The organism is Vibrio sp. Vb0937 (assembly GCF_033338855.1).
This window is the reverse complement of the sequence record NZ_JAWOTK010000007.1, coordinates 72,397-88,059: the sequence shown is the minus strand read 5'-3', so window position 1 is coordinate 88,059 and position 15,663 is coordinate 72,397. Positions and strand designations below refer to the sequence as shown.

The following is a 15,663-nucleotide window of genomic DNA, read 5'->3' as shown; positions in this document are numbered from 1 at the left end:
TGTCATTCACATATCGGTGTGAGCAAACAATACGCCTTTGAATAACGGCTTTCAGCCACTTCATTTCCTAAGAATTCGGATTTAGCCAAAATCCGAATTCATCCGAATTTTAGTTAGTCATTTGCGAGTTTTCGGCGCGTATGATGCAGCTATGGCATATTCAGATGAAATAAGAGAAGCCGCGAAAAAGCTCTATTTACGCGGTGTTCCTCCAAAAGAAATTGCAGCGCAACTGAACCTCAATAGTGAGCGCATCCTTTATACCTGGGCGGAGAAATTCGGCTGGGCTTTGTTGCTGAACGAACTTTCTGTTGAGGAAATGATTAACCGCCGTTTGGCGGTGCTGATAGATAAAGATGAAAAAACCGATCAGCAGCTCAAGGAAATGGACAGGCTTATCGATCACCACGTTAAGCTGTTAAAAGCTCAAGCTGATGCAAAAGCCAAAGCAGAGCGACACCTTTCACCAGGCAGCTCACCAAAGAGTGATGGTGACTCATCAAAACAAAGCAGCAGTAACGGCAACCGCAAAAGAAGCCGTAAGAAAAACAGCATTGAGCACCTGACAGAAGATGACTTTAAAGGCTGGCACGAATCTCTGTTCGAATACCAGCACACGATGCGCAATAACATCAAACAGCGTATTCGTAATATTCTTAAGTCTCGCCAGATTGGTGCTACTTACTATTTCAGTGGTGAAGCCTTAGAAGATGCGATTCTGACTGGTGATAACCAAATTTTTCTTTCTGCATCACGCGCACAGGCTGAGGTTTTCCGCAGCTACATCATTGCGATTGCGAAAGAATTCTTAGACATCGAGTTAACCGGCAACCCTATCATTCTCTCTAACGGTGCCGAGCTGCGCTTTTTGTCCACCAACAGCAAAACCGCGCAGAGTTATCACGGCCACGTTTATGTCGATGAATATTTCTGGATCCCTAAGTTTGACGAGCTGAACAAACTTGCTTCAGCAATGGCAACGCATAAGAAGTGGCGAAAAACCTATTTTTCTACGCCATCGTCGAAAATGCACCAGGCTTACCCGTTCTGGACTGGCGACCAGTGGCGCAAAGGTAAAGACTCCCGCGCCCACATCGAATTCCCGACTTTTGATGAATTCCGAGACGGTGGCAGACTCTGCCCAGACAAGCAATGGCGTTATGTTGTCACTATTGAAGATGCCGCGAATGGTGGTTGTGACCTATTCGACATTGATGAACTGCGCGAAGAATACAGTGATGACGACTTCAAAAACCTGTTTATGTGTGTGTTTGTCGATGGTTCGTTGTCTGTCTTCAAATTCTCTGACCTTGAAAAAGGCATGGTGGATGCCGCTCACTGGCAGGACTTCAAGCCAAATAACAAACGACCGTTTGCCAATCGAGAAGTTTGGTTGGGTTACGACCCAAGCCGAACCCGAGACAATGCCTGTTTGGTGGTTGTCGCTCCGCCTGTCGTCGCGGGTGAGCGTTTCCGTGTTTTAGAAAAGCACTATTGGAAAGGCCTGAACTTCCAATATCACGTTGCGGAAATAGATAAAGTATTTCAGCGCTACAAAGTGACTTATATCGGAGTCGACACCACTGGTATTGGCGGCGGTGTTTGGGACTTAATTTCGAAGAAATACCCACGTGAAGCTCATGCTATCCACTACAGCAACGAAAACAAAAACCGCTTGGTAATGAAGATGATTGATGTAGTAGAAGCCAAACGCCTGCAGTTTGATGCCGAACACAAAGACATTGCTATGGCGTTTATGGCGATTAAGCGCGTGCCAACGGCCAGCGGTAACGCCATGACCTTTAAAGCAGAGCGTAGTGAAACGACCGGACACGCCGATGCATTCTGGGCGATCTCTCACGCCATCATTAACGAGCCGTTAGATCACTCAACACCAACTAAATCAACCTGGGCCACTGCAGCATGACCGAGCAAATGAACACTTTAGTCAAACAAGAAGAACACGCGCCAGAGTCGGTCTATCACATCGACTCCTCACCAGAGGCCATCGACTCAAACAGTTGGATGACCACCTATTCAGATTTGTTTTACAACGATGGTGACGACTATTGGGAGCCACCAATTTCACGCAGTGGTTTAGCCGATATCGCTCGGGCCAACGCCTATCATGGCTCACTGTTGATTGCCCGGGCAAACTACGTAGCCGGACGTTTCCAAAGTGGAGGCGCAACCCGCCGCCGTCATATCCAAGCTTTTTGCCGTGATTACTTCACCTTTGGTGATGCTGCTTTTCTTAAAATCCGCGACGGTTTCAAACGTGTGGTTCGCTTGCATCCATTACCTGGCATGTACCTTCGCAGACGCAAAAACGGTAATTTCGTCATTCTGGAACGCGACAACCAGCAGCGCGAATATAAAAAGGAAGATGTGATTTTTCTGCCTCAGTATGACCCACAGCAGCAAATCTACGGTTTGGCGGATTATCTGGGCAGCATTCAGAGCAGCTTGCTGAATAAAGACGCAACCTTATTCCGTCGTCGCTACTATAAGAACGGCGCACACATGGGCTTTATTTTCTACGCAACCGACCCAAACCTTAGTGAAGACGATGAAGAAATGTTGAAGCAGAAGATCGCCAGCTCTAAAGGCGTGGGTAACTTCCGCAGTATGTTTGTAAACATTCCTAATGGTAAAGAGAAAGGGATTCAATTGATTCCGGTTGGCGATATCGCCACGAAAGATGAGTTTGAGCGCATCAAAAATATTACCGCGCAGGACATTCTTGTCGGCCACCGCTTCCCAGTAGGTAAAGCTGGCATTATTCCGCAGGGCACGACCAGTTTAGGCGACCCAACGAAGATAGGCAGTGAATACGCCAAGGATGAGATCATTCCTGTATGTGAGCTGATTATGGATGAGGTGAACTCAGACCCAGAGGTACCTAAACACTTACGGCTTAATTTTAATTTAATACATGGAGACACTGCCTAACCACCCATCCAAAACTGTATAAAAACACAGCCTTTTGACGTATGATTATTAAGTCAGTCAATAAGCTAGGTGTTTTATATGAGAGTGTTGTGCCCGGAGTGTGGAAGCAAAAGCCGTATCCAAAAATCCAACCGCTTAACCAACAGTCATTCAGATTTGTATTGCAGCTGCAGTGACCCCGAATGTGGACACACATTTGTGATGAATTTGTCTTATAGCCATACGTTGAGCCCATCGGCAAAAACGACAAGCCAACTGGCATTCAACTTGTGTAAGGCGTTGCCGCCAGAGGCACGGCAACAGCTCAAACACCAACTATCTATGTTGTAAATTAATTCGACATAAAAGCAGTACTCTCAGTTTCGCAAGCCATCTCGATAATACTCAAGATGGCTTTTTGTTTTTTGGAGTCCAACTGCCCTTTCACATCCGCCAGTATTAAGCCTGCTATGTAGGCACCTGCCGCTCGAGTTCGCTCTGTCGCCTCACTATTTGCTACACCATCAATGACGATCTCTAAAGCAGACAACATGATATCGTTTTGATTTTTATCCGACATATCAACACCCTTACTAATCACCAGTAAAATATACTGTATATACATACAGGTTTCTACAGTAGTTTTTAGACTTGATTCACTCATTAGGGATTTTTTGATACGTCGAATCCATGGAAATCAAACACAATTAAATTTCATACAATAAGTTACTCTCCGTCAGCATCATTCGCATTAGAACTCCTCTTCCATTTGAGCATCTTTCCGTTTTTTAAACTCTACAAGCTCTGGACTCAACAACAGTGTACCTACTATAGAATCAGCTCCATACTTATCTAAGGTAGACTCATAGTCGAACGGGTTTATAACGTCATATGATTCCGACTCTGATATTTTGCGAATTTTCGCAAAAGTTTGACTCAGTGAAGTATTGTGACCAAAAGCTCGTTGCTTATATAGACACACAAAATCAAACTCACAGGTATTTTGTTGTATTGTGTGATACTCCAGAAGGCCTTTCATATTTAGATGTTCGAACATCGAATAACGCTCAACTAAAAGTGTGTACTTCAAATAGTCTTTACTTGTAGTACGGCCAAAGGCGCAGTTGTTTGCTAGGCCAAAAATCAGGTTACTTGGTATCATCGCTCTCACCAAACTGGAATATGCTTTCTCATCCGCAGAAAGGTCTGAGCCTAAATATTCTTCAGAAAAATTTCTTTTCGTATTGTTTGGGTGATTACGAGCTATGAACTTTAACAACTGATAAAGGACACGATAGTATTTACATAAGCTATTGTTTCCTAATATATCTATGCTAGCACCTTTGGCTCCGTAGTAACTTTCGAACTCCAAAACTTTCTGAGCCTGCTCGTCTCCTGCAATCTCAGATAGTATTTTGTTGTGTTCTGATAGAAGTGTTGCAAAGGTATTATCAAACTGCTGCTGGCGAGCCGCTTTGACCTGCTCTGTTAACGCCTCAGCTTGCTTATCGTTGGCTTCTGCTGTTTTTGCTAGCTCTTGTCGCGTCATAGCTAACTCTTTCGACTGCAATCTAATGGTGTGAAGCAGAGCCATTAATGAACAGAACGCCAAAAATGGATTTAACAAACCACCAAAGTAATCTCCTTTAGTGCCCAAAATTCCTGCTTTATCTGCTAAAGACATTGTGTCCTCTGCATTGGGATAAAGCGTATTGTTGTATTCAACGTATAAATAAAACGTAAAGAATAATATCGACACAATCAAAATTGCGAAGACAATACTCCTAAGTAAATTTTCGTATTCTGATGAGTCGACATCAGTATTTTCTCTGCTCATATGCTTTAGTCATAGTAAAAATGGAGTAGTACCTTGGATTATTCAAGCAGTAATTTCAAGAGGTTAAAGATTATTTCAACAATTCAGGTCTCCTTGTATTTATTTTAGTTGAGCTGTTTTCCCCACTCTATTGCAAGTTAATGCCACCCCATTAGTTAGATTCATTTCGGCGTTATTCGACCATCTAGATAATCTGCGGTAACACCATTCCAATAGCATTGTTCACTTTCGTCGATTTCAAAGTGGGGAACGGGCTCATTCAGCAATGACTGCCAGTATGACTGATTGTCTTTAAATCGATGATATTCCGTTTGATAATAGTAGGTTGCACTCTGTTTGATGTCACTCAAATCCACATCTCTACAATTCAATGACCACCCTCTAGCGCCTGCAGCCCAAAGCATAAAATTATCGACCTTGTCCTTGGCCTGTTCGCCTTCAAAAGTGATGCAGAATCGATTACTCGTATTAACATGCACTCCCCTGCTATGTAAGTTCTGGCTCAGCTTTTCGGCCTGCTTCTCTAATCGAATGATTCGCTGATAAAGCTTGTTTTGGTACTCCTCAGGTTTATGCTGCTTTTTAGCGATCGCTTTAGCCTTGATGGATTGCTCTTTGGCATTTCGTAGCTTGCGGATTTGCCGTTTAATTGGTTTCTTCCATTGCTCAAGCTTGTAACCCAGCTCCTTAATAATCGCGGTCATGTTACCCGCTTCAAACGAAGCAAGAGTTTCCCAGGCAGGTGCTCTTGAGCACTTCGCGATGTTGTATCGATTTCCCTTGATAAGCCCTTGGTCAGCGTTTTCACCTTTCGCAGCATAGCCGACCGCTTTGATAATGTAAGAGCCAGCGGCTTTTGGCTTTTTGATTCGCTCTAATTTCGCAAACCCATGACCCCATATCTTTTCGAGCCGTTTCGCCCAGGGACTAAACAGATGTTCTGGGACTGTCCATCTCAGCAAAATATGAACATGTGGATTGGGCTCGCCATCTTCATTAGCCGGACATTCGGCTACCCAAATATAATGGAAGTCTGCAGGTTGATTCGTTGGGCCAACATCGCTGGGTTGAACGTACTTAGCTACTTTCTCGTGAGTTAAATCACAGTACTTTTGCCCGCTGTCTGTATCGGTTTGAATTGTGTGGTCTGCAACCCAGCCGCGCTGGTACATCTTCTTTGCACCATCGAGAAAACGAGAAACCTCTTTGCCTATCGTGGTCTCCAAGGTCTTTTCCATCGAGAATTCTTGCTTTGGCTTTTGTTTGAGATCGCAATACGGCCCAGCAATGACGCCGTTCTGGTTCATCACCTTCACTCGCTTGCTATCTCTGGTCGGAAACAGCCAGTATTCACCGCCAATATCAGTGATTGGCTGGTCTACTTTCTTTTCATCGCGCTTTGGATGCACCGTCACCATGTTGCGTCTATAAATTATCGGGTAATGCGAACCCATGCTGACACAGTCACTTCCATCCAACATTCCCCCGAATATGGCCATACGCTGTGCCTTGGTGAACGTAAGCGTCAGGAACGTTGAGAACCCACCGTGACAAGCTGCAGTGTAAGCGCCTGCCTCAAAAATTTTAGAAACAGAACGAGAGGTAAGTTTTTCCGAGAACCTTTCACCGCAGTTTTCTGCAGGTGCAGCACTGGACGGCGTTTCAGTTACCGCCTGAAACTTGTAAGTCTCGTTCCAAGACCGGTGCATTAACTGCATCGAAATTGGAATCTTATTCGGTTCGCCTTTTGCTCGCTTACCATTCTGATTAAGAATGCTAGGTTTTGAGCGCTCGTTAACCTCATACAACGCGTCGTGACTGAAGTTAGCGTCGGTATTGCTTACGATATGTTTAGGACGCAGAGACTTACTCAGGCTCATCAACTGCCTAATTTGCTTATCCTTTCTGTGACGAAATTTCTCTGTCGGACTTTTGCGCCCTTTGACTAGCCTATACTCTTCGGCGATTCTCGCCGCCGCTTCGCGGTCGTGTTCCGAGAGATAATTTGCAGATTTATAGAAGTCAGTTCGCTCTTGAAGATCTCGTTCACGCTTAGACTTTCGGTTAGGAACGCGGTCATATATCGCTATTTTTTTGACCATGCCACTATCTAAAAGGGCTTGTTCCTGGTCTGAGTAAATTTTGGAACCTAAAAAACCAGCATTATAGCTGGCGTCATTTTTCCTGATTCGGTCCAGGGGCATCACTGCCCCACCGATATAGAGAAGGTCAGATTGGTTCATACTCTATCCCTAATTTTTCTTTCGAAAACTTAACAAATAGTCTCTGTGTATCAGGAGACTTCAGAAAACCTTCGACCTCTTCGAGTCGAATAGTCATGGTTATGCCCCATCCTTCCGGCCCAGCAAAATATGCAATAGCACACTTTTCATATGTCTTTGTTCGTCCTTCCAAAATTTGAATGACATCATCACCGACACTAACTGAAGTGATCCTTTTATTTTTCATACCGCCTCCAGTTCTTGGGTCGTTACCAACATAAAGCCGCCTTTCCCATTGCCTTTGCTCAAAACGCCTTTGGTTAAATGAGTGCAACTGAGGGATACGCACGCTTGTTCGATCGCTTGGTCTAGTGAGTCAAAGTCGCCAACCATTACATTGGCGACTTCTTTCGTGTCTTCATGGCGGATGATGCCGCCATCTGGGCAAAGCATTATTGCGGCGTATTGCATGACGCACGCTCCTGTTCTTCTAAGTAGCGACTCGCCTCATCAATAAAAGAGCGCCCGTCTTCCACCGTTAACTCTGCATCAATAGTCGTGTATCCGGCAGAACGCGTAATCTCATATCCAGCTTCGATGCAGTCACAACACTCTTCCAATCGGTCTTTCAACATTTCAATTAACTGGTTGGCCTCGCTCGAACTAATACTCATGCCGCATCCTCCGATTCCATTTGGTCGCGGCGAACAGCAATGCGTTCAATCAGGTAATCTTCAATATTTAGTAGTTCTTCTAGCGCACGCTCTTTATCAATCAATACAACGTTGTGAGCGTGATTTGTTGTGTTCTCATCAAACACAATCACGTTGAGAAGACTCATTTTTGATGAGTACTCGATACGAATACTGATGACATCTGAGCTATCCAACGCCAAAGCGAACAGACTATTGATGGTTGTTTGGATAGCGAGTTTGTTTGCAACTTCATTTAGATTCATCTTTTATGCTCCTACGCTAAGACGAAAAAAGCCCCCTGTTAAAGGGGCAAAGGCTTGGAGAATTAATGGGTACTACTGAATTGGTAATGTTTGAGGCGTCGAACGTCACCAAGATTGCGATCGAACAACGTCGCAATTTCTTTAATCTGTTGCATGCCGCTACGGATTTTTTGAAGCTCCAAATCATTAAAGCTTTCAAACTCTCGCACATGCTCCGAGGCTTTCAGATCACCAGCGACTAAAACCATACCGCGAAAACGCGGTGGCATAGCGCCCCACAATTTTTTCAACTTGCCGCGTGTAGCGGAACCATTGAACAAGGCTTTACAAGCGGCGATGCTCTCGCTGGCGTTAGGTATTTGCTTTTGTTGTTCTTGTTGAATAGCTAGCTGACTCATTAGTTCTCCTTAGGCTAAACCCGGAAGTGGCGCACCATTGGCGAGAAAATCTGTGCCCATTTGCATGAGTGGCTGAAAGCCGGTGGTGCGGTTTTCTAAATCGTTGACGAGCAAAACTAAGTTGCCGATGGCCGCTTGAACCTTGGCAATGGTTTTGCGCTTTTGACTGCGGGGTAAACGGTCTGCGCTGCACATGTGCATTGCATCGCTAGACAGCTCACCTGAATATTGGTTGTTAAGTAACGTGCGCTCTAAAAGGTTCTTATCTTCCCCGTCTTGAGGTAACTGAACCGTCACCACACCTAAGTCAGCAAAGAGTGTATTCACAATGGTGTAATCGCCGGATTCTTTACTCAGCAATGCCAAATCCACAGGGTCCAGTTTGTGAGGCTGTTCTGGATTTAGCTTGTTACGCAGCATTCTCCCAGTCAGGCCAATGCGTGGAGCCAGCTTTTCCATATTGTGATTGATGGCGAAGTCGCAGCATGCAGCGTTAAAAGATTGCTGTTTGCGTTCGCGGAATCCGCACATAGCGATATTTGCGTCCATGATCCACACTCTTACATGAAAGGCGGTACGAGAATGACAACCAACGCGAACACATTTAGCCACATTGGGCAGTGCGTTTTAGTTGGAATAAGAGAAGAAAAGCCCATTACTTACCCAAGCGCAGCAATGGCTTCACGTGCCGCCATTTCGTGCATAGCAACCATGTTAATCAGCGGCTTATCGCGGCGTTTGTCTTTTGGCTTGATGATCACGCGACCTTCAGTCACGTATTGCTTGATGGTGCCCATAGGCAAACCAGTAAGGCGGGAGTATTCTTCGTAAGTCACATATGGACTCAGTGGAGGTATCTTGTACGTTAACATGGTGATATCCTTGCATTTATGTCTATCTTCTTCGGTTGTCTCTTGCTTTGGTCGGCGTGACATCCGAAACACACAAGAATTATTGATCGTCATTTGCGAACTTTCAACAAAAAATGACAATTTAATTCGAAAAAGAGAACTTTTCAGTCATGAGCATTCGTAGAATAGAACCTTTCGATTATTTGAAAGGCACTGATTTCACAGAAAATTTGAAGCGTTTGACAGGGTGTAAGAACTTTCAAGAAATGGCGTTCGTATATGGCGTACCAAAAAGCACTTTCAGCACTTGGAATACTCATAATCGAACTTCTCATGAGCTTATGGTTAGAGCTCACTTAGCTTTGGGAATTCCAATCGTGGAGTTGGCGTTAAAGCCAGAAGATCGGCAGAAGGCTCACTCAGCAACAAAACATACTGCCGAAGACGCGAGCACTTCACCTTCACCGCAATACAACTCAGTCCAGATTAAAAGCTATTGCCTAACCAATGGGGAGCTTTTAGATACTGGTGAGTTACCTTACGCTATCCGCAGGTTTAACAGCTTTAACCTCAATGCTGACGCGACGATTGAAGTTGAAACTAATGAAGCTTTATATCTCGTTGACAAAAGCTCTACAAACCCAGCTTCGGGCAAGTATTTAATAGATATTGACGGTACTTTGTCGATCAACCTTATCCAACGCTTACCAGGCAAAAAACTGGCCGTTGTGTTTGGGGACAGTACAGTTGAAGTTTCAGAAAAAGATATAAAAGTAATTGGCCGAGTAGCGGTGACATTAAGGAAAGAATAATTAGGGAGTTACATATGGCATTTTCATGGCAGTGTCCGTATTGCAACCATAATGCGACGATAGATGATCAGCAATACTCAGTTGGAATACATGATTTTAGTTCAAACAACAAACACAAAGCGATACTAAGACTATTCACTAGAGCAATCGTTTGTCCAAACCCTGACTGCAAAGAATATAGTATTACCGCAGAGCTAGGATTAGCTCATCCCTATCACGTAAACAGTATTCAAAAGTCTCTTAATTCTTGGAAATTAAAGCCGCAGTCTACTGCCAGACCACTTCCAGACTACATCCCACAAGCTATTATTTCAGATTACGAAGAAGCTTGTTTGATTAAAGATCTCAGCCCTAAATCATCAGCGACTTTAGCTCGAAGATGTTTACAAGGCATCCTACGTGACTTTTGGCAAGTTAAACCAGCTCGTCTGGTAGACGAAATTAAGAGTATTAAAGACAAAGTAGACCCTATCACATGGCAAGCGATTGACGGTGTTCGCGGTATTGGGAATATCGGCGCTCACATGGAAAAAGATATAAACGTGATAGTTGACGTCGAACCACAAGAAGCTCAATTATTGATTGGTTTGTTAGAGCATTTGATTAAAGAGTGGTACATCAACAGGCACGAACGTGAAAAGCAAATGCAAGCGCTCATTGGTGTGGCCACTCAAAAGCAGGAAGATAAGAAAAAAGTCGCTGAGTAGATGCGCTATTGGCTGTCACCTCTCAGGTTATAGCTTGGGCAAATAGCTTTCCGCATAGCAATAATATTAACAAAAGAATAAGAGATCGAGAATGGTGTTGACTGGTATGGAAACAGTAGCGGCAGGCGCATTCACAAAACTTTTTGTGACTAAAATCTTTGGCGAAGGAGCTAAATATTCAGCCTCTTTTATAACAAAAACTAGGAAGTTAAATGACCTAGAAAAGTCCAAACAGAACTACTTGAAAGCCTGTGAAAGAATAAAACGAGTCCGAACGCTCAGCTACACCGAGAAAGATGCAGCATTCGATGAAATCTATGTGCCTTTAAACGTCAAGTCTAGCTCTAATGCTACGTACCTAATTGATAGCAATGTGAATATTGCGTACCAACGTGTGATTAATATCGTAGGGCGCGCAGGGCAAGGTAAATCGACAATTTTACGCAAATTGTTCTTAAATAAACTGGCTGAAGGGAAATGCCTCCCCTTCTTTTTTGAGCTTAAGTATTTCAAATGTGACACTCTCGAGCAAAACCTCATTAATGAATTTAAGAAATGGGGGCTAAACTTCGATGAAGAAACCGTTCTAGAATTTATTTCTAATAACGATGTCGTATTATTCCTAGATGCATTTGATGAAATACCTACTGAATACCTAGGTAAAGTGTTCGAGCAAATTACTCGAATTAACAATTCGTGCCAGTGCGAATTGATAATGACTAGTCGACCAAATACAAGTATCTGCAATGCAGAAAATATCGACGTATTTAGAATGGCGGACCTTACCACAGATCAAGTTGAGGCAATTTTGGATGTTGTTTGTACTTCCAGAAACCAAGCAACTCATTTAAAGCAAGCATTGAATAAAAAAGAGCATGTGCTTGAATTTATTAAGTCACCAATTCTCACCGTATTGCTTCAAATTGTTTTTGCTCATTCAAATGCTATCCCCACGTCACTTAATGACTTCTATAACCGAGTTTACCTTACTCTCTTCCACCGCCATGATGAGCTAAAGACTAATGTAGCCAGAGGTTTCAAAACAGACCTAACTTGCGATGAATCCGAAAAGGTATTTCAGGCATTTTGCTATCTTGGACTTAAAGAAGGCGATGTCGCTTTTACTAAAGAGAAAGCGCTGCAATACATGACCAAAGCCTTAGAGTTAAGGGGTTTTGAAGGGGTCAAGGCCGAACACTATTTTAATGATGTTTTTCACGTAACAAACATCATTCAAGAAGATGGCTACGACAACTATGTATTCTTCCATCGTTCGCTACAGGAATTTTATGCATATAAGTTTGTAGCTGGATATTTTAGTAGCGACCAACAAAAAACATTTTTTACTCGTTGTATTGAAAACATAGCTTTCAGGAGAAACTTCTCTCTGGTGCTTAGCTTTTTTGATGACGATAGAGAAGCGACGAGCTATCTAAAATATTATTACCTACCACTATATGGCATTATTGTTGGAGAAGATAAAGAATATGATATCGAACAAGCAGCTATTAACGTAATACATCAAATGTCAATAAGGTTAGGCTGTATAAATAGAACCCAACGCCTGACTCATCACGAAATGAATGACATAAGTGAAATTGAATTGGTGGCTACGGTGTCAGCAAACCACCTTCTTGAAGAGATACGAAATTTTAAAAGTAGTCATGGAAGACGAGTAAATAACGCCATTCATCATCCAGCCTTCGCTTTTGGAGACGGCCAAACAAGAAATTTGAATGATGTTCTTGAGGCACTCGAAGGCAATTATAAGTTTATTGATGATGAAGATATGGGCGACATAATTTTTGATGGTAGCGACTACATAAACAAGGTAATGTCTCAAAGTCAAAGAGAACACTATTTACGATCTTTCAAAAAGCTTATTGAAGAAGAAGGTTTAATATCAAAGTTCAAAGAGCGGAAGGCTAGGCTAACTCGCCTTGAAGATAGTTCGAAGAACATTGTATCTGATGATTTGATCTAATTAGAGATTGGAGCGGATATCCGAAGCTCCTAGCTAGTTCTGATCAGTAACAATCAGTCAAAAATGAATAATAGATAGAACCAAAATGCCCAAAACACTAAGGTCGGTACACTATCTATTATTCTCATCATTACGCTATGAAATGCCTCCGGCCAAGTCATTTTACTTTCTTGTAGATTCATAGGACACCTCATGGAATTACAGACTCAACTTACCATTCATAAAGATTTTTCTGATCATGTGTACAGTATACTTGATACACATTCAATCAAACACCACGAACTCCAAACTTTCTCAACAGGTCATTTAGATTCGGTAATACTCATACTACAAAACGCACCTTGGGAAAGTATCGCCGCCGTTATCGGTTCTCTTTGCTACTTAAAATCAGAGAAGGCCAAAGCAGGAGCACGGAAAAAAGTTGTCATATCTTATCCAGATAACAGCAGGGTTGAGATTACTGGTGACTACTCTGTAGAAGACATCCAAAAAGTCACGCATCCACATAAGCAACTCTATGTCTCAATGTTTGAAGAAAATGAGCGTCCATAATCGCTATACTACTGCATAGACGAAACCCCTCTTCCGTTTGCTTAAACTAACACTTTCGGCATTAATGATATGAATAACATTGTAAGTTCTGTATCAGACCCAAGCTTTACCCAAACAGGTAAAGGTCTTATGACGATCTTCATCATTGGTTTGATAAAAATTTTTCTAGGTATTCATTTTACAGATTCGACCATTTCTATACCTTGGCTTCCCCAAGTTCATTTCGAGAACTTGAACAACATTTTTTACCTTTACCTTCTTTTAGTGTTCTACGCTACTTTGCGATATCGACTCCACCAAGAAACAGAATTTCAAAAGTACGCTATAAAAGCACTTTCCAAAGGAATAAAAAGTGGCACGTGGGGCAAAATGTTTATAGGAAAGTACATCCTTGGTACCAATGAAGCTTTCTCTATTCAATATCAACTAAATGACAAAAATAAATGGCCACAAGAGCAATCAGTGATTATTCGTTCATATAATGATGAGTTTCCGACAGAGAGTTTCTATCTAATATTTGAAGACGCTGCACACGTTACCGCTGCGGCAGCAAGTGTTTCTTGTTCTTTGGGAAAACTGCAGAAAGCCATTGCTGATGAAGCCACAGCTAAGAAATGGGGAAATTTCATCGATTTAACAAGAGAACAAAATGATTCACAGAATATTTATTATCGAAGTAACCGTATCACTAATAAGTTCATGGGGTTACAACTCCTTCTTATGGTGAAGTATTATCAGTTGAAGTTTACCTGGCAAGATGCCGGTGCTCTTGATTTATACTTGCCATGGTTTTGCAATATTGGGTTACTTGCATTCTGTTTATACAGGGACGTATACCTACCTTTTTTATAACGCTCTAAGCGTCAAACAAAAGTTAATAAGTTCTTATTAACTTTTTACGGAACGAAAGGCACTATCCAATCGTGAGTCTCAATTGTTGGCACTCCGCCAATGAAAAGATTACTAAGGAGATTTTATGAGCATAGTTGTACCTAAAGAAGAAACATTCGAAAAATATGAGCTGATTGATAGAAAGCCATTTGCTGATTATCTTACCACTTTCCTGAATACCAAAGCTGAAAAAGGTTATGTAATTAACCTTAACGCTGAATGGGGAGCAGGTAAAACGACTTTCTTACAATGCTGGTACAATGAACTCACCCAAAAGCACCCAACAATTTATTTTGATGCTTGGCGTTCGGACTTTTCCAAAGACGCGATGTTGGCTTTGATTGATTGTTTTCATGCCCAGTTAGCTAACCCAATAACTGGTAATGAAGAGCTAATAAAGTCGTTATTTGATAAAGGTAGCTATTTTATTCGAAAGTCCGTTCCTTCCCTCCTAGTTGGGTACTTGAAACACAAAACAGGAACTTCTGAAGATGAGTCCCTAATCGAAGATATTAATAAGCAGTTTGGTATAGAAATCGCTGAGAAAGAGTGTGGCGACGCATTAAAAGACATCTTAAAAGATATTCTAGAACAACGACAAAGAGTTGAAGGAATCGAAGCCTTCCAAAAAGTACTTGTAAAACTGGCGAAAGCTTTCGTAGATACATACGAAAAAGATCCAAACCCAAAACAGTATCCTGTCTACGTGCTTATAGATGAACTCGATCGCTGTAGACCAAGCTACGCCATCGAGATAATCGAGAGTGTTAAGCATTTCTTTAACACAAAAAACTTCGTCTTTGTCATCGCTACTGATACTGAACAGCTCCAGCATTCTGTCAAAGCGGTTTACGGTGAAGGCTTCGATGCTTACTCATACCTAAGCCGATTTTTTCACAAGACAGTAACCCTGCCAGCACCAAGCATAGAAGATTACTTGGTCTCCCGACTATCACCAATAGTCGAGGCTGACTTTGAATTTGATGCACCTTTCTTACTTGATTTCCTAGTTGGGATATTCGAATGGCATAATATGACGTCACTTCGTGAAATCGACAAGGTAATACAAGATATCGAGATAGCAAAATCAACTGAAAACGCTAGCTTCAAAATCATTCCCCTAGTATTACTTTCCGTTCTAAAGAGACTATATCCACAAACGTTTAGCGGATTCATTAATAGTGCTCTAATACCTTATCGCTCTCAACAACAAAATGGGTCAAGCGACACAGTTTTTTTACCTAGAAATAATAACGTTAGCTCTATTTCACTTAATAGCAACGCGGTCATAGCCTTCGAAAACGCACTGTATTATGTTATCCAGTCTGTAGATCGAATTCCAAGTGAAAGTATAGAACAACTGAAAGATTTAGGTATGCATAGCGTCTCTACTGGCGTTTTTGCTATTTGTAACGCTTATAGGATAAATCCGGATAGTGAGTTAAAAGGTAAAAAGGGTTGCAGTAAAATACTAAATTTAGCTGGGCATTTTGAGTAAAAACAAAAGCCCCATTAACTAG

At 42.2% G+C, this 15,663-nt stretch carries 19 protein-coding genes; 9 read left to right on the top strand and 10 right to left on the bottom strand.

Features of this window, described 5'->3' with window-relative positions; translation table 11 throughout:
- The first annotated feature begins 151 nt into the window (after positions 1-151).
- The 3 genes from R7P67_RS12230 (at position 152) to R7P67_RS12220 (ending at position 3,282) form a co-directional block, all read left to right on the top strand.
- Complete coding sequence (locus R7P67_RS12230) at positions 152-1,927, top strand: terminase large subunit domain-containing protein (RefSeq protein ID WP_318085985.1); 1,776 nt, start codon at positions 152-154, stop codon at positions 1,925-1,927.
- Positions 1,924-2,952, top strand: a complete 1,029-nt coding sequence (locus R7P67_RS12225; protein ID WP_318085984.1) for a phage portal protein — start codon at positions 1,924-1,926, stop codon at positions 2,950-2,952. Before R7P67_RS12230 ends, R7P67_RS12225 begins: the two co-directional genes overlap by 4 nt.
- A 78-nt stretch (positions 2,953-3,030) precedes the next feature.
- Entirely contained in the window at positions 3,031-3,282 is a 252-nt protein-coding gene (locus R7P67_RS12220) for an ogr/Delta-like zinc finger family protein (RefSeq protein WP_079765352.1), read from the top strand.
- Position 3,283: 1 nt separating this feature from the next.
- Here the strand turns inward: R7P67_RS12220 and R7P67_RS12215 are convergent, their stop codons facing one another.
- From R7P67_RS12215 to R7P67_RS12170, 10 genes are all read right to left on the bottom strand, one after another.
- Positions 3,284-3,511 (bottom strand): hypothetical protein, encoded by a 228-nt coding sequence (locus tag R7P67_RS12215; RefSeq protein ID WP_318085983.1) that lies wholly within the window; start codon positions 3,509-3,511, stop codon positions 3,284-3,286.
- Positions 3,512-3,682: 171 nt separating this feature from the next.
- Positions 3,683-4,615, bottom strand: coding sequence for a putative phage abortive infection protein (locus tag R7P67_RS12210; protein WP_318085982.1), 933 nt, complete (start codon positions 4,613-4,615; stop codon positions 3,683-3,685).
- 314 nt (positions 4,616-4,929) lie between these two features.
- Positions 4,930-7,011 (bottom strand): hypothetical protein, encoded by a 2,082-nt coding sequence (locus R7P67_RS12205; RefSeq protein ID WP_318085981.1) that lies wholly within the window; start codon positions 7,009-7,011, stop codon positions 4,930-4,932.
- The gene (locus R7P67_RS12200) at positions 6,998-7,237 is read right to left on the bottom strand and encodes a hypothetical protein (RefSeq protein WP_258663817.1); all 240 of its coding nucleotides are present in this window, start codon (positions 7,235-7,237) and stop codon (positions 6,998-7,000) included. Before R7P67_RS12200 ends, R7P67_RS12205 begins: the two co-directional genes overlap by 14 nt.
- Positions 7,234-7,461 (bottom strand): hypothetical protein, encoded by a 228-nt coding sequence (locus R7P67_RS12195; protein WP_054576243.1) that lies wholly within the window; start codon positions 7,459-7,461, stop codon positions 7,234-7,236. Before R7P67_RS12195 ends, R7P67_RS12200 begins: the two co-directional genes overlap by 4 nt.
- On the bottom strand, positions 7,443-7,664 hold the full coding sequence (locus R7P67_RS12190) for a hypothetical protein (RefSeq protein ID WP_258663819.1): 222 nt from the start codon (positions 7,662-7,664) through the stop codon (positions 7,443-7,445). The genes R7P67_RS12195 and R7P67_RS12190 overlap by 19 nt, the downstream gene beginning before the upstream one ends.
- Positions 7,661-7,948, bottom strand: a complete 288-nt coding sequence (locus tag R7P67_RS12185; protein WP_258458524.1) for a hypothetical protein — start codon at positions 7,946-7,948, stop codon at positions 7,661-7,663. Before R7P67_RS12185 ends, R7P67_RS12190 begins: the two co-directional genes overlap by 4 nt.
- A 62-nt stretch (positions 7,949-8,010) precedes the next feature.
- On the bottom strand, positions 8,011-8,346 hold the full coding sequence (locus R7P67_RS12180; protein WP_258586115.1) for a hypothetical protein: 336 nt from the start codon (positions 8,344-8,346) through the stop codon (positions 8,011-8,013).
- 9 nt (positions 8,347-8,355) lie between these two features.
- Entirely contained in the window at positions 8,356-8,895 is a 540-nt protein-coding gene (locus tag R7P67_RS12175) for a phage regulatory CII family protein (protein WP_225495479.1), read from the bottom strand.
- Between the two features lie 110 nt (positions 8,896-9,005).
- A complete protein-coding gene (locus R7P67_RS12170) occupies positions 9,006-9,218 on the bottom strand; it encodes a hypothetical protein (RefSeq protein ID WP_017821157.1) in 213 nt (70 codons plus the stop codon).
- 149 nt (positions 9,219-9,367) lie between these two features.
- On the opposite strand from R7P67_RS12170, the gene R7P67_RS12165 reads away from it, so the two are divergent.
- From R7P67_RS12165 to R7P67_RS12140, 6 genes are all read left to right on the top strand, one after another.
- Positions 9,368-10,009, top strand: a complete 642-nt coding sequence (locus tag R7P67_RS12165; RefSeq protein ID WP_318085980.1) for a phage repressor protein CI — start codon at positions 9,368-9,370, stop codon at positions 10,007-10,009.
- A 14-nt stretch (positions 10,010-10,023) separates the two neighbouring features.
- Positions 10,024-10,716, top strand: coding sequence for a DUF4145 domain-containing protein (locus R7P67_RS12160; RefSeq protein WP_318085979.1), 693 nt, complete (start codon positions 10,024-10,026; stop codon positions 10,714-10,716).
- 106 nt (positions 10,717-10,822) lie between these two features.
- Positions 10,823-12,700, top strand: coding sequence for an NACHT domain-containing protein (locus tag R7P67_RS12155; RefSeq protein ID WP_318085978.1), 1,878 nt, complete (start codon positions 10,823-10,825; stop codon positions 12,698-12,700).
- A gap of 192 nt (positions 12,701-12,892) precedes the next feature.
- Entirely contained in the window at positions 12,893-13,252 is a 360-nt protein-coding gene (locus R7P67_RS12150) for a hypothetical protein (RefSeq protein ID WP_318085977.1), read from the top strand.
- Between the two features lie 69 nt (positions 13,253-13,321).
- Positions 13,322-14,104: a hypothetical protein gene (locus R7P67_RS12145; RefSeq protein WP_318085976.1), complete on the top strand. Its 783-nt coding sequence runs from the start codon at positions 13,322-13,324 to the stop codon at positions 14,102-14,104.
- Between the two features lie 124 nt (positions 14,105-14,228).
- A complete protein-coding gene (locus tag R7P67_RS12140) occupies positions 14,229-15,641 on the top strand; it encodes a P-loop NTPase fold protein (protein WP_318085975.1) in 1,413 nt (470 codons plus the stop codon).
- Positions 15,642-15,663 lie beyond the last annotated feature (22 nt).